Origin of the sequence: Caldibacillus thermoamylovorans, from assembly GCF_000751775.1 — a bacterium.
In the GTDB taxonomy this organism is placed as follows: Bacteria; Bacillota; Bacilli; order Bacillales; family Caldibacillaceae; genus Caldifermentibacillus; species Caldifermentibacillus hisashii.
Window position 1 is genome coordinate 1 of record NZ_CCRF01000003.1, and the last position, 17,560, is coordinate 17,560.

Annotated in this window: 17 protein-coding genes; all 17 read left to right on the forward strand. The window is 37.1% G+C overall.

Annotated elements, in window-relative coordinates:
* The first annotated feature begins 101 nt into the window (after window positions 1–101).
* The 17 genes from BT1A1_RS00250 to BT1A1_RS00330 all read left to right on the forward strand — a co-directional run bounded on the left by BT1A1_RS00250 (window position 102) and on the right by BT1A1_RS00330 (window position 17,551).
* Window positions 102–278, forward strand: coding sequence for a small, acid-soluble spore protein, alpha/beta type (locus BT1A1_RS00250; RefSeq protein WP_034766855.1), 177 nt, complete (start codon window positions 102–104; stop codon window positions 276–278).
* A gap of 233 nt (window positions 279–511) precedes the next feature.
* Entirely contained in the window at window positions 512–1,381 is an 870-nt protein-coding gene (gene ispE, locus BT1A1_RS00255; protein WP_034766858.1) for a 4-(cytidine 5'-diphospho)-2-C-methyl-D-erythritol kinase, read from the forward strand.
* A 99-nt stretch (window positions 1,382–1,480) separates the two neighbouring features.
* On the forward strand, window positions 1,481–2,299 hold the full coding sequence (gene purR / locus BT1A1_RS00260; RefSeq protein WP_034766860.1) for a pur operon repressor: 819 nt from the start codon (window positions 1,481–1,483) through the stop codon (window positions 2,297–2,299).
* 244 nt (window positions 2,300–2,543) lie between these two features.
* A complete protein-coding gene (gene spoVG, locus BT1A1_RS00265) occupies window positions 2,544–2,834 on the forward strand; it encodes a septation regulator SpoVG (RefSeq protein ID WP_033826373.1) in 291 nt (96 codons plus the stop codon).
* A gap of 381 nt (window positions 2,835–3,215) precedes the next feature.
* Window positions 3,216–4,589: a bifunctional UDP-N-acetylglucosamine diphosphorylase/glucosamine-1-phosphate N-acetyltransferase GlmU gene (glmU, locus tag BT1A1_RS00270; protein WP_034766862.1), complete on the forward strand. Its 1,374-nt coding sequence runs from the start codon at window positions 3,216–3,218 to the stop codon at window positions 4,587–4,589.
* Window positions 4,590–4,603: 14 nt separating this feature from the next.
* Window positions 4,604–5,554: a ribose-phosphate diphosphokinase gene (locus tag BT1A1_RS00275; protein WP_034766865.1), complete on the forward strand. Its 951-nt coding sequence runs from the start codon at window positions 4,604–4,606 to the stop codon at window positions 5,552–5,554.
* Between the two features lie 112 nt (window positions 5,555–5,666).
* Window positions 5,667–6,287, forward strand: coding sequence for a 50S ribosomal protein L25/general stress protein Ctc (locus tag BT1A1_RS00280; protein ID WP_034766869.1), 621 nt, complete (start codon window positions 5,667–5,669; stop codon window positions 6,285–6,287).
* Between the two features lie 279 nt (window positions 6,288–6,566).
* A complete protein-coding gene (gene pth / locus BT1A1_RS00285; protein WP_034766871.1) occupies window positions 6,567–7,127 on the forward strand; it encodes an aminoacyl-tRNA hydrolase in 561 nt (186 codons plus the stop codon).
* 121 nt (window positions 7,128–7,248) lie between these two features.
* Window positions 7,249–7,479, forward strand: a complete 231-nt coding sequence (locus BT1A1_RS00290; protein ID WP_034766873.1) for an anti-sigma-F factor Fin — start codon at window positions 7,249–7,251, stop codon at window positions 7,477–7,479.
* Between the two features lie 444 nt (window positions 7,480–7,923).
* Complete coding sequence (mfd, locus tag BT1A1_RS00295; protein WP_034766876.1) at window positions 7,924–11,460, forward strand: transcription-repair coupling factor; 3,537 nt, start codon at window positions 7,924–7,926, stop codon at window positions 11,458–11,460.
* Window positions 11,461–11,884: 424 nt separating this feature from the next.
* The gene (gene spoVT / locus BT1A1_RS00300; protein WP_034766878.1) at window positions 11,885–12,421 is read left to right on the forward strand and encodes a stage V sporulation protein T; all 537 of its coding nucleotides are present in this window, start codon (window positions 11,885–11,887) and stop codon (window positions 12,419–12,421) included.
* A 308-nt stretch (window positions 12,422–12,729) separates the two neighbouring features.
* Window positions 12,730–14,343 carry a putative polysaccharide biosynthesis protein gene (locus tag BT1A1_RS00305; RefSeq protein WP_034766880.1) on the forward strand — a complete coding sequence of 538 codons (1,614 nt, stop codon included), beginning with the start codon at window positions 12,730–12,732 and terminating at the stop codon, window positions 14,341–14,343.
* On the forward strand, window positions 14,336–15,793 hold the full coding sequence (mazG, locus tag BT1A1_RS00310; protein WP_034766882.1) for a bifunctional methyltransferase/pyrophosphohydrolase YabN: 1,458 nt from the start codon (window positions 14,336–14,338) through the stop codon (window positions 15,791–15,793). Before BT1A1_RS00305 ends, mazG begins: the two co-directional genes overlap by 8 nt.
* Window positions 15,794–15,823: 30 nt before the next feature.
* Entirely contained in the window at window positions 15,824–16,090 is a 267-nt protein-coding gene (locus BT1A1_RS00315; RefSeq protein ID WP_034766884.1) for an RNA-binding S4 domain-containing protein, read from the forward strand.
* 136 nt (window positions 16,091–16,226) lie between these two features.
* The gene (yabP, locus tag BT1A1_RS00320; RefSeq protein WP_034766886.1) at window positions 16,227–16,532 is read left to right on the forward strand and encodes a sporulation protein YabP; all 306 of its coding nucleotides are present in this window, start codon (window positions 16,227–16,229) and stop codon (window positions 16,530–16,532) included.
* The gene (gene yabQ, locus BT1A1_RS00325; protein ID WP_034766888.1) at window positions 16,529–17,143 is read left to right on the forward strand and encodes a spore cortex biosynthesis protein YabQ; all 615 of its coding nucleotides are present in this window, start codon (window positions 16,529–16,531) and stop codon (window positions 17,141–17,143) included. Before yabP ends, yabQ begins: the two co-directional genes overlap by 4 nt.
* 18 nt (window positions 17,144–17,161) lie before the next feature.
* Window positions 17,162–17,551: an FtsB family cell division protein gene (locus BT1A1_RS00330; protein WP_034766890.1), complete on the forward strand. Its 390-nt coding sequence runs from the start codon at window positions 17,162–17,164 to the stop codon at window positions 17,549–17,551.
* Window positions 17,552–17,560 lie beyond the last annotated feature (9 nt).

Below are 17,560 nucleotides of genomic sequence, written 5' to 3' on the forward strand. Positions count from 1 at the left end.
CTTATTTGTTTTTATTTGGAATGCTCGGTTGTTATTACCGGGTATGCTAAATGTATTTCAGATTAAACTATACATGTCACAGTATGAGAGGGGTTGTCGTTGTGGGTAGAAGAAGAGGAATCATGTCTGAAGAAATGAAAGTAGAATTGGCCAAAGAGCTTGGTTTCTACGATGTCGTTGAAAAAGAAGGATGGGGCGGCATTCGGGCAAGAGATGCAGGAAATATGGTAAAACGTGCCATAGAGATTGCGGAAGAGCAGATGAAAAATCGGCAGTAATTCTTCAAAGTCCACCATATGAACAACAAAATTTACTGTGACAACATCCGAGGTCTTATCCTCGGATTTTTATATGCCCTTCGTATGAGGAAAATATTTCCTGGGTTTAGTGAAGTATTTCACTTGAAAAAATAATCATTAAATACTTCCCCCTTAACACGATTCGTTTCTTTTGCTGTTATATGGTAAAATAATACAAAATTATACATAATGTTTAAAAGTAGGTGGACGTGTTGAAACTTCTTGTAAAAGCTCCAGCAAAAATAAACCTCTCGTTGGATGTCCTCTACAAGCGTACTGATGGATATCATGAATTGGAAATGGTCATGACAACCGTTGATTTGGCTGATCGCCTGGAACTGGAGTTACTTAATGATGATCGGATTGTTATTCATTCGCAAACTCGGTTTGTTCCCGACGATGATCGAAACTTGGCATATAAGGCGGCAAAGTTATTGAAGGATCGCTTTAATATAAAGTCCGGTGCTTCCATTACGATTGAGAAAAACATCCCTGTTGCAGCCGGACTTGCCGGGGGAAGCAGTGATGCAGCTGCTGTTCTGAGAGGGATGAATAAACTATGGGATTTAAGACTTACTTTGGATGAACTGGCCGAACTCGGGGCGGAAATTGGTTCAGATGTTTCATTTTGTGTCTATGGTGGAACGGCATTAGCAAAAGGAAGGGGAGAAATCATAACACCGTTACCGCCGCCGCCTAATTGTTGGGTCGTCTTGGCAAAACCGGCAATAGGTGTTTCCACGGCGGAAGTTTACGAACATCTGAATCTAAATGAAGTCATTCATCCGAATACAAAAGCAATGGTAGATGCAATCTATCAAGGTGATTACCGTGGAATATGCGCCAATCTAAGCAATGTTCTTGAATCAGTGACATTCAAATATTTTCCGAAAGTAAAACATTTGAAAGACGATATGAAAAGGTTTGGTGCGGATGCGGTATTAATGAGTGGGAGCGGACCAACCGTATTTGCTCTTGTCCAGCACGATTCCAGAATGCAGAGACTTTATAATGGACTGAGGGGTTATTGTCATCAAGTTTATGCTGTGCGGTTATTAGGTAAACGAAATGAATTCAGTTAAAGAGAATTTGGTACCCTGATATATTTTGGGTATCTTGATAAAATACGAATATTAGTATATCATATTTATATTATTATTCGGATTTATGGAGGTGAACATATGAGTTGGAAAAGAAGTGAACGACTAATTGACATGACGAATTATCTGTTAAACCATCCAAGAGACTTGATCTCATTAACTTTTTTTTCTGAAAGGTATCAAGCGGCGAAGTCATCGATAAGTGAGGATTTAACCATACTAAAGGAAATATTTGATCTACAAGGGATCGGGAAACTGGTGACGATTCCGGGAGCAAGCGGAGGAGTTAAGTATTATGTAAAAGTGAAACAAGACCTGGTAAAACCTTTTGTTGCTGATTTATGCCAGTTAATTGCAGAACCTGATCGTCTTTTACCCGGCGGTTACTTATATTTGGCTGATATAGTCGGCAACCCAATGATTATGGATCAAGTGGGGCGGATGTTTGCATCAAAATTCTGTGATGAACCAATTGATGCGGTTATGACTGTAGCGACTAAAGGGATTCCATTAGCATATGCAACCGCAAGATTTTTAAATGTCCCGGTCGTTATTGTTCGTAAAGATGCAAAAATAACAGAAGGCTCAACGGTAAGTATCAATTATGTAACAGGATCAAGTAAGAGAATCCAGACAATGCTTTTGGCGAAAAAGAGTTTGAAAGAGGGTTCTCGGGTGTTAATCGTCGATGATTTCATGAAAGCCGGCGGGACCATACGCGGGATGATTAGTTTGTTGGATGAATTTCAAGCGAGTTATGCCGGTATTGCTGTTCTTGTTGAATCAGAAGAGGTGGAAGATCGACTGGTTGATCAGTACATATCGATTGTCAAATTATCAAATGTCGATGTCCAGGAAAAAAGAATTTCTGTACATGAAGGTAATTACTTTACTAAATAAATTTGATTCCGCGCTTAGCGGCAAGATTTGTGGGAAAGGGAATTCCCACATGCATCCGGATGTATTCAACTAACAAACGGCTTCACTTTATTGCTGTTATTTTTATAAAAATTTAAATTTATTTATCATAAGGATGTTATAGTTGAATTTACATAAAAAATTAAAAAAATTTCCTTAGTTTAAGAAGGAATCTAAAAAAATTTGTAGAATCTATTATTAAGTCTACTTTAAGGTGGTGAAACGAATGGAAGTAACAGATGTACGATTACGGAGAGTGAATACGGACGGGAGAATGAAGGCGATTGCTTCAATTACATTGGATAATGAATTTGTCGTCCATGATATCCGTGTTATTGACGGCAATAACGGATTGTTTGTTGCTATGCCAAGCAAGCGTACGCCGGACGGTGAATTTAGAGATATTGCCCATCCGATCAACTCTACTACAAGAGGAAAGATACAAGAAGCGGTGTTATCTGAGTACCATCGTTTAGGAGAAGTAGAAGTAGAGTTGGAAGAAGCCGGGGCATCCTGAAAAAAATAACAACCGAGAGCCTACAAGTGTGTAAGGCTCTTTTTTTGTTTCCCGCTTATTAGGCTTCCAATCATTACCAAAACATATCCTGTTTATTCATTCACTAAGGTCACGAAAAGACCTATACTTGAAGTTTTAAAGATTGGCAATTGCACAGATGGATAGAAAATGACCGATCCCTGTTGATTTGGGAGGTTACGATACGACTATCCAAGTGTTCCATAAGGATGTGTCATAGGTAGTTTGTGTTCTTTTTCATTACTCGATGATCGAGCCGCTCGTTGAAGTTTTGCAATATTTTCAAGCAAATCCTTCCTTGAAATATGGTCTTGATTGAGATATATTCAATAGTGGATAAAAAGGTAAAAGTGGAGGGTGCATATGTCCAAGAAGTATGTAATAGTTTTAGCAGCAGGTCAAGGAACCCGAATGAAATCAAAACTTTATAAAGTATTGCATCCTGTTTGTGGGAAACCAATGGTTAGGCATGTCATTGATGAATTGAAACAAATAGGTGCTGACCAAATCATTACGGTTGTCGGCCATGGTGCAGATGAGGTCAAAAATGAATTAAAAGATGACTCGGAATTTGTCTTACAAGAGCAACAATTAGGTACGGCACATGCTGTTATGCAAGCAAGGGATTTATTGCAGGATAAAGAAGGTCTTACTCTTGTCGTTTGTGGTGACACGCCTTTGTTGAAAGCTGACACGATCAAAGCGATGATTGACTACCATATCAACAATCATTCAAAGGCAACAATTCTTACTGCAGTTGCAGAAGATCCCACCGGTTATGGTCGTGTTATTAGAAACGAGCAAGGGTATGTGGAAAAAATTGTCGAGCATAAAGATGCGTCCGATGAGGAAAAAGCAGTAAAGGAAATAAATGCAGGAACCTATTGCTTTGATAATGCATCCTTATTTCATGCTTTACAAAAAGTGACAAATAATAATGCACAAAATGAATATTATTTGCCGGATGTTATTGGAATTTTAAAAGACGCGGGACAAACGGTAACAGCTTTTACAACAAATGATTTTACCGAAATATTTGGTATCAACGATCGAGTAGCTTTAGCTCAGGCAGGTAAAATTATGCAACAAAGAATCAATGAAAAACATATGCGTAACGGTGTAACCATTATTGATCCGGAGCAAACTTATATCGATGCAACGGTAGTAATCGGTCAGGATACAGTCATATATCCCGGCACAATGGTGAAAGGGAATACGGTTATTGGTACAGATTGCATCATCGGTCCTAATTCTGAAATATTAAACTGCGATATTGGCAATCGGACGTCAATTCGTCAATCTGTCACACATGACAGCAAGATTGGTTCAGACGTTCAAATCGGTCCATTTGCACATATCAGACCGCAATCTCTTATTCATGATGAAGTTCGTATCGGCAACTTTGTCGAAATTAAAAAGACGGAATTTGGTAGAAAAAGTAAAGCGTCACATTTATCCTATATAGGTGATGCTAATGTAGGCAGCAATGTAAATATCGGATGTGGCTCAATTACTGTTAATTATGATGGTGTAAATAAATTTAAAACAATCATAAAAGATGGTGCGTTCATCGGATGCAACTCGAACTTAGTTGCTCCGGTAGAAATCGGTGAGGGTGCATATGTAGCAGCCGGTTCAACAATAACGGACAATGTACCGGGAGATTCGTTATCCATTGCCCGCGCACGGCAGGTTAATAAGGAAAATTATGTGAAAAATCGAATGAAAAAAGGTTAACCAGGAGGTTCATCATGTCTAACCAGTACCCAGATAAAAAGTTGAAATTATTTTCGTTAAATTCCAATCGGGAGTTGGCAAGTGAAATTGCCGAAGAGATTGGGGTCAGTCTTGGAAAATGTACTGTTAACCGTTTTAGCGACGGAGAAGTTCAAATCAATATTGAAGAAAGTATTCGCGGTTGTGATGTTTTTGTTGTTCAATCGACAAGTAATCCGGTTAATGAACATTTAATGGAATTATTGATCATGATTGATGCGTTAAAAAGAGCTTCTGCAAGAAAAATCAATGTAGTTATGCCTTATTACGGGTATGCACGCCAAGATAGAAAGGCTCGGTCCCGGGAACCAATTACTGCTAAACTTGTTGCAAATTTATTAGAAACTGCCGGAACTTCCCGCATGATTACTTTGGATTTGCACGCTCCTCAAATTCAAGGGTTTTTTGACATTCCAATTGACCATTTAATGGGTGTACCTATTTTAGCTGAGTACTTTGAAAATAAAAATTTTGACGATATCGTCGTTGTTTCCCCTGATCACGGTGGTGTTGTCCGTGCACGAAAAATGGCCGATCGTCTAAAAGCGCCGATTGCAATTATCGATAAACGGCGTCCAAGACCAAATGTAGCAGAAGTAATGAATATTATCGGGAATATTGAAGGAAAAACAGCTATAATCATTGATGATATTATCGATACAGCCGGTACGATTACACTTGCGGCAAATGCACTCGTTGAACAAGGTGCTTGTGAAGTTTATGCTTGTTGTACACATCCGGTTTTATCCGGGCCGGCAATTGAACGGATTGCACATTCCAAAATAAAAGAACTTGTTATAACCAACTCCATTCCTTTAAGTGAGGAAAAAAGGATAGAAAAAATTAAACAATTATCTGTTGCCCCTTTAATAGGTGAAGCAATTGTACGGGTATTTGAACACCGCTCGGTAAGTGATTTGTTTTAATCCTATAAGTTAATGCATTAGACATATGATTGGCGATCGTTTGATTATTAATACCAAGTTTTGGACATATTATAATTGTAGATTTGAACGAAAAAAAGAGGTGTCCAAAACAATGGAAGCAGTTTTATATGCACAAGAAAGATCAAAAGAAACGAGAGCTACTCTGAATTCATTGCGGGAAAATGGAAATATTCCGGCAATCTTATATGGAAAAAATGTAAGTAATGTACCGATTTCAGTTGAGAAATTGGATTTCAAAAAACAATTCAACGAAATTGGTAAAAATGGTATATTTACCATTGATGTTGACGGAAAAAGACAGCAGGCCATTGTGAGAAATTATGAAGTTGATCCGATTACAAGAGAAATTATTCATATTGATTTTTTAGCTGTAAATTCATTAAGTGTAATAACAGCGGATGTCCGCATTGTTTTAGTTAATGATGCGGAAGGTGTAAAAGACGGTGGTGTCCTTCAGCAGTCAATGTTCGATTTATCGGTCACTACCAATGTAAATCGATTTCCGGATGCAATTGAAGTAGATGTAACCCATTTACAAGTGGGTGAAACGATAACGGTTGGTAAAATAAGGCAGCAATATCCATTTGAAATAAATCATGAGAATGATGAGGTAATTGCTTCTATTTTACCGCCAAGACAAGAGGAAGAAATCAGTACCGGTGAAGAACAAGAGCCGGGTATACCGGAAAACTTGGAAGGTAGGGAAGAATAGGTTAGGAGGGTTGCTCCATGGCTGGTTCTTTTTTAAGGAATGTCGATGTACTACGTTGAAATCCTTAAAAGAAAATCGAACCAGTAATAATGGACAGCCCCTCTTTCAGTGATTAGGAAACATTTACCTAAAGATGCAACTCAGATATTTTCTGGGAATCTCTACATTCGCCGGATGCAATGGAAGCGGTCTAAAGGCCATTTAAAGTAAATTAACAGAAAAAATTACGGCTTGATTGACGACCGGAGATGATTCCTCAATCAAGAGGAGGGCATTGGAGTGAAATTAATTGTCGGTTTAGGTAATCCGGGGAAACAATATGAAGAAACGAGACATAATATCGGTTTTAAAGTTATTGATAAATTAGTGGAAAAGTGGAATATTCCTTTGAATGAGGCAAAATTTCAAAGCTTGTTCGGTAAAGGGATGGTCAACGGGGAAAAAGTCATTATATTAAAACCTATGACGTATATGAATCTTTCCGGTGAAGCAGTTCGGGCAATTATGGATTATTATCAAATTTCCCATGAAAACTTACTTGTTATTTACGACGAACTGGATTTGCCACCCGGGAAAATCCGTCTCCGTTATAAAGGAAGCGCGGCTGGTCATAACGGCATAAAATCGATCATTAAGTTAATCGGGACTAAAGAATTTAATCGAATTCGAATCGGGATTGGCAAACCACAACCGGGTGTTGAAGTTGTTGACTATGTTTTGGGAAAATTCATAAATGACGAAAAACCAATTATGGCAGAAGTAATTGAGAAAAGTGCCCAAGCGTGTGAAACATGGCTCGAGAAACCATTTATTGAGGTTATGAATATATATAATAGGTGAAATGAGTAGGAAAGAAAATTTATTATTGTTATAGTAAAAATAAGAGAATAAACTATCCTTGGACGGTAAATAATAAATATAAACATAAATAAATTCATTTACCATTCAAGGGGTGCATAAGATGAGTATCCATTATGTTTGTCGTTATTGTGGTACCAAAATTGGAACTCTAGAAAATAAAATAATTGACTATGAGACATTGGGTTTTCATAAATTAACCGAAAGTGAACGGATGAACATGATTCAATATGAACCGGACGGAAATATCCAAGTAAAAAGTATTTGCGAAGATTGCCATGAATCCTTTACAATAAATCCAAGTAATTATGAACATGACTATATTATCCATTAGCTTTGGAGATCCAAAGCATTTTTCTGTTTATCCCACTTTTAGCGGGCAATAATTTGCTGCCTGCATACATCCGACTTGTTCGGAGGGCCTTAAGTAAATCAAAGAAAAAGGTGGAAGATGAGTGAGGCGGCTGAGGAAGTGCCAAATAATCTCGCTAAACACTGTATTTAGATGAATTTTCGGGTTTTATCATACTATATATTGTGTTAGTAAATCTATTCAAGTAGTTTTTCAGTGGCCTCAAGATGAGTGCCGTAAATGTCCGATCGGTTTAACTAACCATCAGTGTTACCACTGATGGAAGTTTCACTTTATGAGAAAATCGGCAACAATTTGTGTAAAGGTTGCCGACTTTACTCTTTGATTTGCAGTGAAAGTTAGACAAACATGTACTTATTACCATTCATAATAGATGACACCAAGAGGAGGAGAGGAGGCAAAAGAATGAGAGAGTTATTAACCACTTTAATGCAAAAGGACGACATTGCGTCGATTACAAGCGGAATAAATGAAGGATTAAACGAACAACTTGTTGCCGGTTTATCTAATTCGGCTAGAACCGTATTTATGGCTAGTATTTATCAAAAGATGAATAAGCCTCTTCTGATCATCACCTATAATTTATTGCAAGCACAAAAGCTATATGAAGATTTGGTTCATCTTATATCAGATGAAGTGTTCATATATCCGGCAAATGAATTGACAATCGCCGACCTGGGCATATCCAGTCCTGAATTACGTTCGCAGCGAATTGAAGCATTAAATTTTTTGAATAGCAACAAAAAGGGTGTAGTTATAGCGCCCATCGCCGGTATAAGAAGAATTTTACCCCCAAAAGCAATATGGGCTGAACATATCATTCAGTGGCAATTGGATGATGAAATTAATCTGGAACAATCCATTCAAAAATTTGTCCAAATGGGTTACGTACGTTCAGAAATGGTTACTGCACCCGGGGAGTTCAGTGTTCGTGGCGGTATTATTGACATTTATTCATTGACAGAAAGCAATCCGATTCGAATTGAGCTGTTTGACAATGTCATTGATTCCATCCGTTATTTTTCTACTGATAACCAACGCTCTATGGAAAAACTTTCGGAAGTGACAATTGGCCCGGCAACAGAAATCATTTTAGGGCCGGATCATCTTCAACGAATAGCGGATAAACTTGAAAAAGCTCTGGCTGATAGTTTAAAGAAAATAAAAGATGAAAAGGTAAAAGAATCTCTTGTTACCCAAACTGAACATGAAATTGAGCAGCTGCGATCCGGACAAATTCCTGATGAGATTTTTAAATATCTATCATTTGCCTACGAAAAACCAGGAAGTTTACTAGACTATATAAGTGAAAATTCCATCGTATTTATGGATGAAATCAGTAGAGTTAGTGAAATGAAAGAAACACTTGATAAGGAAGAAGCTGAATGGCATACAAGTTTATTGGATGAAGGAAAAGTTGTTCATTCGATAACAATCAGCCATGATGTATGGAAAATCTTACATGGTTCGAAAAAACCGATTGTTTATTTTTCACTCTTTTTACGTCATATTCAACATACAAGTCCGCAAAATATATTAAATTTATCCAGTAAACAAATGCAAAATTTCCACGGACAAATGAACGTGTTGAAATCAGAAATGGAACGTTGGAAAAAAAGCGGATATACAGTTATTTTTTTAGGGGCGGATGATAGTCGGACAGAGAAAATTGAAAGTGTTTTAGCGGATTACTCAATTGAAGCGGTAAATAATTGGGACGGCGAACAGCTAATTATAGGAAAGACGCAAATTATAAAAGGACAGTTAAACAGCGGATTTGAATTCCCGATGGAGAAAATAGCCGTTATTACTGAGGGAGAATTATTTAATAAAAAGGTAAAAAAACATTCTCACCGAACACAAAAAATTTCCAATGCAGAACGGATTAAAAGTTATTCGGAGCTCAATATCGGGGATTACGTAGTTCATGTGAATCACGGGATTGGTAAGTATTTAGGAATTGAAACGCTGGAAATTAACGGAATCCATAAAGACTATATGAAAATTAAATATCAAGGTACTGACAAGCTTTACGTTCCTGTTGAACAAATTAATCTTGTACAAAAATATGTCGGTACGGAAGGAAAAGAACCAAAGCTGTATAAACTGGGCGGATCTGAATGGAAGCGCGTAAAGAGAAAGGTTGAATCTTCTGTTCAGGATATTGCTGAGGATTTAATTAAATTGTATGCAGAACGTGAAGCCTCTGTTGGGTATGCCTTTTCTCCGGATACTGAATTACAACGGGAATTTGAAGCAACATTTCCATATAAAGAAACGCAAGATCAATTAAGGTCAATTGCCGAAATTAAAAAAGATATGGAGAGACCGCGCCCAATGGATCGGCTTTTATGTGGCGATGTTGGTTACGGCAAAACTGAGGTGGCATTACGGGCTGCTTTTAAAGCAATTTGTGACGGCAAACAAGTGGCTTTTCTTGTACCAACAACGATTTTGGCACAGCAACACTATGAAACAATGCGGGAGAGATTTCAAGATTATCCGATTAAAATTGGTGTATTAAGTCGCTTTCGTACACGTAAAGATCAGCAGGAGACGATTAAAGGTCTGAAAAATGGAACCGTTGATATTATTGTTGGTACCCATCGCTTATTATCTAAAGATATTACTTATCATGACCTTGGACTATTAATCATTGATGAAGAGCAAAGATTTGGTGTAACTCATAAAGAAAAAATTAAAAAATTAAAAACAAATGTGGATGTCTTAACGTTAACCGCAACACCAATTCCGAGGACACTCCATATGTCTTTACTGGGCGTTCGTGACCTGTCCGTTATTGAAACACCGCCGGAAAATCGTTTTCCTATCCAAACATATGTTATGGAAATGAACCCCGGTCTTGTAAAAGAGGCTATTGAAAGAGAGTTGGCCAGACACGGTCAAATTTACTATGTTTATAATAATATTGATGATATTGACCGGAAAGTTGAGGAACTATCCATGCTTGTACCAGATGCCAGATTTATTTATGCGCATGGAAGAATGAATGCAATGGAACTGGAAAATGTTATGTTAAGCTTTTTAAATGGTGAAGCAGATGTATTAGTTAGTACGACCATTATTGAAACGGGAGTAGATATCCCGAATGTCAACACATTAATCGTAGAAAATGCAGATCGTATGGGTCTTTCCCAACTTTATCAATTACGAGGTCGAGTCGGACGGTCTAACCGGGTCGCCTATGCGTATTTTACTTACAGTAAAGATAAAGTCCTTACTGAGGTAGCCGAAAAGAGATTACAAACCATTAAGGAGTTTACTGAATTAGGTTCAGGATTTAAAATAGCAATGCGTGATCTATCCATACGCGGGACGGGAAATTTGTTGGGGGCACAACAACATGGGTTTATCGAATCAGTTGGATTTGATCTTTATTCACAAATGTTAAAAGAAGCGATAGAAAAACGAAAAGGTGACGAACCCGACAAACAAGATTTTCCGGTTGAAATTGATCTTCAAATAGACGCTTATATACCGGATCAATATATTCATGACGGTTACCAAAAGATTGAAATGTATAAACGGTTCCGGGCAATTGCAAACATGGAAGATATACATGAATTGCAAGATGAAATGGTTGATCGATATGGAGATTATCCGGAAGAAGTAAATAATTTATTTTTGATTTCCGAGATTAAAATTTACGCCAAACAGGCAGGAATTGAATTGATTAAAAAGGATAAAGATGGAATTCATCTGATCTTTACTGAAACGGTAACGAAAGACATTCAAATTAAAGACATTGTGGAACTATGTAAACCATATGGTCGCATGGTAGGTTACGGTATGGAAGGGGAAAAGTTTAAAATCGTTATCTATAACAATAGTCAAATCGAACAAGATTGGTTCTCTACTCTTGAATCGATTTTAAAAGGATTACCGCAAACCGTTGAACGGGAAGTAAAAACAGTATCATAATAGAATATGGTGTATAGGCTAACCTCCTTTTGTGTAATTTTCTGAATTGACTTTAACTTATTTGTCAATAAAGGGGTTAGCCCTTTTTATTGTATAAGAAACCAAAATAGTGGCGAAAATCATATAGAAACTGATGGAACGAATCCAAATGAATAAAAGAAAGAATTATGTTTAGTGTTTTTATAAAAAGAGGATAAATTATACTGTACAGTTGTTTCCAGTATTTCCAATTATTCTTACTATAAGAAAAAGTTTTAGTTTGTGTATAGAACTTACCATATGAAAGATAATAATTGTATATAAGGATGATGATTCCATTTACACTTGGTATTCCGCTTGGTCGGGCCTTGTTTTGGAATAATATATCCGTTCGTAACTGTGACATCAGCAAGAAAATCATCATAAGAAAGAGAGGCAACTTAAGATGAAGGCAACTGGTATTGTACGTCGAATTGATGATTTAGGTCGTGTTGTAATACCAAAGGAAATTAGGAGAACCTTACGAATTCGTGAAGGAGACCCGTTAGAAATTTTTGTTGACCGTGATGGGGAAGTGATCTTAAAAAAATATTCTCCAATCAGTGAATTAGGTGATTTTTCCAAGGAATATGCAGAGGCTTTATTTGACAGCCTTGGGAGTACCGTTTTAATTTGTGATCGTGATTCGGTTATTGCTGTAGCAGGGGGGTCGAAAAAAGAGTACTTAAACAAAAATATTAGCGAGTCTGTAGAGAAGGTCATGGCCGATCGATCCACCGTTTTAGAAACGAATGAAACCACGATTTCGCTTGTGGAAGGCAATGAAGAAACATTGACTTCCTATACGATCAGCCCAATTATTGCTAACGGTGACCCAATTGGTACAGTTATTATAATGTCTAAGGATAATACATTAGGTGAAGTCGAAAAAAAAGCAGCCGAGACAGCCGCAGGATTTTTAGCAAGACAAATGGAACAATAAAGTGATCTTAATCAGCGGGAATTTTTCCGGTGAATAGCGGTCTTTTAAGTCTTGAGGTTGGAGCTTGACTTCCCTATGATGGCTATTCATCCACTAATTAGGGGCGGGGGACGATATGGTCACTACATAAGGTGGATAAAAAACTAATTGAAATAAATATTTTTTAGGAAGGCAGGAAGTCTGTCTTCTTTTATTGTTTTATAATAAAATGGAGGTTGGTATTATTTATTGCCTGATTTGTTCCACTAACCATCCGAGGGGAAAGCCCCTATTTATGAGAGTCTCATTATTATTTAGCAGGTGTATTTATGAAAAAGGAGAAAGATAATTCGAAAAAGGTATTGCTGAAAGGGACAGCGATCCTTTCAGTAGCGGGATTATTATCAAAAATATTAAGCGCTGTTTACCGTGTACCGTTTCAAAATATTGTTGGAGATGTTGGCTTTTACATATATCAGCAAGTATACCCGTTTTATGGGATAGCGGTTTCTTTTGCCACATACGGATTTCCTGTTGTTATTTCAAAATTGTATGCGGAAAAGATTAGTATAGGTGATACAAGAGCAGCAAAAAATATATTATTTCCGGCATTTGTTTCCGTTTCAACGATTTGCCTTCTTATATTCCTTGTCATTTATTTTGGTTCGACATTTTCTGCCAGACTGATGGGGGATCCCCGGTTAGAACCTTTGTTGAAGATGGTGTCCTTAACCTTTTTAATTATTCCGCTCGTATCTGTTATGCGGGGGCATTTTCAAGGCCAAGTATTTATGGCACCGACTGCAATCTCTCAACTGGGGGAACAAATTGTCCGGGTTTCTCTTATTCTGATTTTGGCCTTTCTTTTAACTGCCAAAGGTTTTACATTGTATGGGATCGGAAAATGGACGATGTTTGCTTCAGTGGTTGGAAGTTTATGCGGGGCAATGATTTTAGTTGCATTTTTTATCCATCATCATCACCAAAGTCAAATACATTTTTGGAATAGCATTAATGGTTCTGTTAAAATTATGAAAGTGGTATGGACGGAAGGGATTGCCGTCTGCATAAGCAGTTTAACGCTATTATTATTTCAGTTGGCAGACTCTTTTCAAATGGTTCCTTTACTAAAAGAAAGCGGAATGGCTTTAACGCAAGCACAAGTGATGAAGGGGATTTATGATCGGGGACAACCGTTAGTGCAACTGGGAATGGTTTTAGCCATATCTTTGTCATTGTCTGTTGTCCCTTTTGTTGCTGCGATGAAAAGAAAAAGTGAAGAAATGACGGGCTATATCCGCTTTGCCTTTCAATTAAGCCTTGTCGTCAGTTCTGCTGCGACAACCGGTTTGATTTTAATTATGAATGATTTGAATGTGATGTTATTTGAAAACGAATGGGGTTCAAATGTTTTGCGCATATTTGTACTAATTGTTTTTTTCGCGACAATTTGTACAACCATCATATCAGTTTTGCAAGGACTTGATATCACATATTTTTCGGCATGTATTGTGATTGTGGGATTTTTTGTGAAGCTCTTATTTAATCGGTTTTTTATACTTAAATGGGGTACGATGGGTGCGGCGATTGCCAGTAATCTTGCCTTGTTGCTGATGGCTGTAATATTAATATATCGTTTACGAAAAACCATTGATATTCGACTGGTCAATTGGCGCTTTGTGATCGTTTTAATAAAATCATTAACAATTATGACGATCACGATTTCTTTATTTTTTTTGATTAGCCGAGTTTTTGCTCCTCTTTTTCACGGAGTCCGTCTCTTTTCCGCTTTTGTTGCCATATGTGCTGCTGTGATTGGGGCGATTGTCTTTTTCATCTCGATTATCCGTGGCCGTATTTTTTCCAAAGAAGAAATAATCCTATTACCATTCGGGAGCAGACTTCAATTTTTGTTAAAAGAAGGAAGGGTTAACCGTGACTAAAATTATTATTGTTGGGCTTGGAGCTGGTGATATTAATCAACTTCCCCTAGGTGTTTATAAGTTATTAAAAAATGATTATCCATTGTTTTTACGGACAAAAGAACATCCGGTTGTTGAGAGCCTTGAACAGGAAGGGGTTGCCTATTTTTCCTTTGATGCGATTTATGAGAAGAATCAACAATTTACGGATGTGTACGAGGAAATTGTTGAGAAATTAATTTCGGAAGCATCGGATAAAGATATCGTGTACGCTGTTCCAGGGGCTCCTATAGTTGCGGAGAGGACGGTTCAATTATTACTTGAACGCAGGGAAGAGATGGGGATTGAAATTGAATTGGCCGGTGGTCAAAGTTTCCTCGATGCATTGTTTCAAGCAGTCCGGATTGACCCAATTGAAGGTTTCCAGCTGTTGGATGGAACAAACTTCAATAAATATAATGTTCAGTTGACGCAACATATGATTATCGGACAAGTATATGATCAAATGGTTGCATCAAATGTAAAATTGGAATTAATGGAGTTACTACCTGACACATATGAAATCTATATAGTGGAAAATGCGGGCAGTGCCGCTGAATCTGTAAAAAAAGTACCTTTATATCTACTGGATCATGAATTTTCGTTCAGTAATTTAACAAGTTTATATATCCCACCGGTAAAAGATGAACGGATTCTTTATAAAAATTTTACTTATTTACGGCAAGTAGTAGCTACTTTAAGAAGTCCCAACGGATGTCCGTGGGATCGGGAACAAACACATCAATCGTTAAAAAAATATTTAATTGAAGAGGCGTATGAATTGCTTGAAGCGATTGATGAAAATGATGATGACCATATGGTTGAAGAGCTCGGTGACGTTTTATTACAAATCATGCTGCATGCTCAAATTGGTGAAGATGAAGGATACTTTACCATTGATGATGTTATCGAAGCAATCACTAGTAAAATGATCCGCCGACATCCCCATGTATTCGGCGATAAAGCCGCAAAAACGGTCGATGAAGTTTTGTCGAATTGGCAAAACATTAAGCAAAACGAAGAAGGAAGAGAAGAAACACGATTTGCCGCGGTTAAAAAAGGGTTGCCGGCACTTTTACAAGCCTATGAACTGCAAAAAATGGCGAAAAAATTTGGTTTTGATTGGCAGGAAATTGAACCGGTCATCGAGAAATTAAAAGAAGAGTTAGATGAATGGCTAATAGAAGTTAACAGTGGAGTTAATAAAGACGCAATCGAACTGGAGTATGGTGATCTGCTTTTTTCGATGGTAAATATAGCCAGGTTCCTGTCCATTCATCCGGAAGAAGCACTGATTCGCGCCAATCAAAAATTTGTAAGACGGTTTCAATACATCGAGAAAAAAATAAATAAAGCCGGAAAACAATTCTCGGATTATACGTTGGAAGAACTGGATTCGTTTTGGAATGAAGCGAAAGAAAATGGTTTGTAAGCAACAACAAAGAAAGGACTGGACAAATTTATGAGGTTAGATAAATTTTTAAAAGTATCCCGATTGATAAAAAGGCGAACTTTGGCAAAAGAAGTAGCGGATCAGGGAAGAATTTTAATCAATGGAAAAACAGCTAAAGCAAGTTCCGAAGTCAATGTCGGGGATGAATTAGAAATCAGATTTGGACAAAGACTTATGACCGTGAAGATTGAAAAATTGCAAGAAACAACGCGAAAAGAAGATGCGGATTCAATGTATACCGTTATGAAAGATGAGCGGATAAATCAAGAAAACTAATAAATAAAATAGCTTTTTACATTCCTGTCTATTCCATTGAGGTTTGTCCCCCAATGCTATTTTCTGTTCTAATCCAGAACGGACGAGCATAACTATTTTATAAGAATGAGAACAAGATTGAATCGGGGGATGAATGGTGAACCAATATTATGATCAATCGAAAAATCAAAAACCTGTCGTACAGGATCATGATGTAATTATGAGAGGACGTAAAACTCTGGATATAACCGGTGTGAAGCAAGTAGAAAGCTTCGATAATGAAGAATTCCTATTAGAAACGGTCATGGGTTATTTAGCTATTCGTGGTCAAAATCTACAAATGAAAAACTTGGATGTTGATAAAGGGATTGTTTCTATCAAAGGGAAAATATTTGACCTCGTCTACCTAGAAGATCACCAGGGAGATAAAGCTAAGGGATTCTTTAGCAAGTTGTTCAAATGAGTCTAACAGTACAATTTTACACAATGCTAGCCATGGTTGGAATGGGCAGTTACTTTGGGGCGGCTTTGGACACGTATAGCCGCTTATTTAACCGTTCAAAAAGAAATGTCATTGTACGAGGCATTAACGATATTTTATTTTGGATAGTACAAGCGCTCATTACCTTTTATATCCTTTACCTGGTAAATAATGGTGAAATACGCTTTTATATTTTTTTAGCCCTTCTTTGCGGTTTTGCTTTTTATCAAAGTCTGCTAAAAAATTTATATAATCGGCTGCTTGAGTGGTTGATCCAGCTATTGGTTCGCATATACCGACTCGGAGTAAAACTGTTCAGTAATGTGATTATAAAGCCGGTCGTTATGTTCTTTACATTTATATTTACAATAATTGTCGCGCTGGGGAAGTTCACTCTGCAAATGTTTTTATTTTTAGTAAAAATCCTGGGGGTTCTTCTTAAAATTGTTCTTAAACCATTTACTTATTTAGGAAAATATATCTGGAAAGCTGTACCAAAATCGTTTAAAATAAAAGGGAGTCATTTTTTTAAAAGAATTTCTAATTCTCTAAAATGGATAATGGACGTAATCAATAAATTAAAAAGGCGTTAAAAGAGGAGGCTTAAGTGAATGAGTACTGAACGAAGCAGAGTTCCGATATTGAACGAGACTTATAAAAGTCATCAAGAACAGCATAGTATCTATATAAAAAGGAGAAAAAAATTGCTCATTCGCAGGCTAACTTTGTTTTTTGTCTTTGTTGCCATTGTCTCCTATACATTAATTAAAACTTTGTATACCCAAGCCACTGTCCTGAACGAAAAGCAGGATCAGTTAAAGGAAGTACAAGCTGAGTATAATCAAATCAAAGAAAACCAGGAAATTTTAAAAGAAAATATCACCAAATTACAAGATGATGAATATGTTGGTAAATATGCCCGTCAAGAATATTATCTGTCCGACGAGGGTGAAATTATTTTCTCCATTCCTGATAAAGAAGTTGATGATTCGGTTGATTGACACTTAAAA

Bases quoted from the DNA above. Each gene is read 5' to 3' on its own strand.
- purR (WP_034766860.1), top strand. From the start codon at position 1,481: ATGAGTTGGAAAAGAAGTGAACGACTAATTGACATGACGAATTATCTG.
- spoVG (WP_033826373.1), top strand. From the start codon at position 2,544: ATGGAAGTAACAGATGTACGATTACGGAGAGTGAATACGGACGGGAGA.
- glmU (WP_034766862.1), top strand. From the start codon at position 3,216: ATGTCCAAGAAGTATGTAATAGTTTTAGCAGCAGGTCAAGGAACCCGA.
- BT1A1_RS00275 (WP_034766865.1), top strand. From the start codon at position 4,604: ATGTCTAACCAGTACCCAGATAAAAAGTTGAAATTATTTTCGTTAAAT.
- BT1A1_RS00280 (WP_034766869.1), top strand. From the start codon at position 5,667: ATGGAAGCAGTTTTATATGCACAAGAAAGATCAAAAGAAACGAGAGCT.
- BT1A1_RS00290 (WP_034766873.1), top strand. From the start codon at position 7,249: ATGAGTATCCATTATGTTTGTCGTTATTGTGGTACCAAAATTGGAACT.
- mfd (WP_034766876.1), top strand. From the start codon at position 7,924: ATGAGAGAGTTATTAACCACTTTAATGCAAAAGGACGACATTGCGTCG.
- spoVT (WP_034766878.1), top strand. From the start codon at position 11,885: ATGAAGGCAACTGGTATTGTACGTCGAATTGATGATTTAGGTCGTGTT.
- BT1A1_RS00305 (WP_034766880.1), top strand. From the start codon at position 12,730: ATGAAAAAGGAGAAAGATAATTCGAAAAAGGTATTGCTGAAAGGGACA.
- BT1A1_RS00315 (WP_034766884.1), top strand. From the start codon at position 15,824: ATGAGGTTAGATAAATTTTTAAAAGTATCCCGATTGATAAAAAGGCGA.
- yabQ (WP_034766888.1), top strand. From the start codon at position 16,529: ATGAGTCTAACAGTACAATTTTACACAATGCTAGCCATGGTTGGAATG.
- BT1A1_RS00330 (WP_034766890.1), top strand. From the start codon at position 17,162: ATGAGTACTGAACGAAGCAGAGTTCCGATATTGAACGAGACTTATAAA.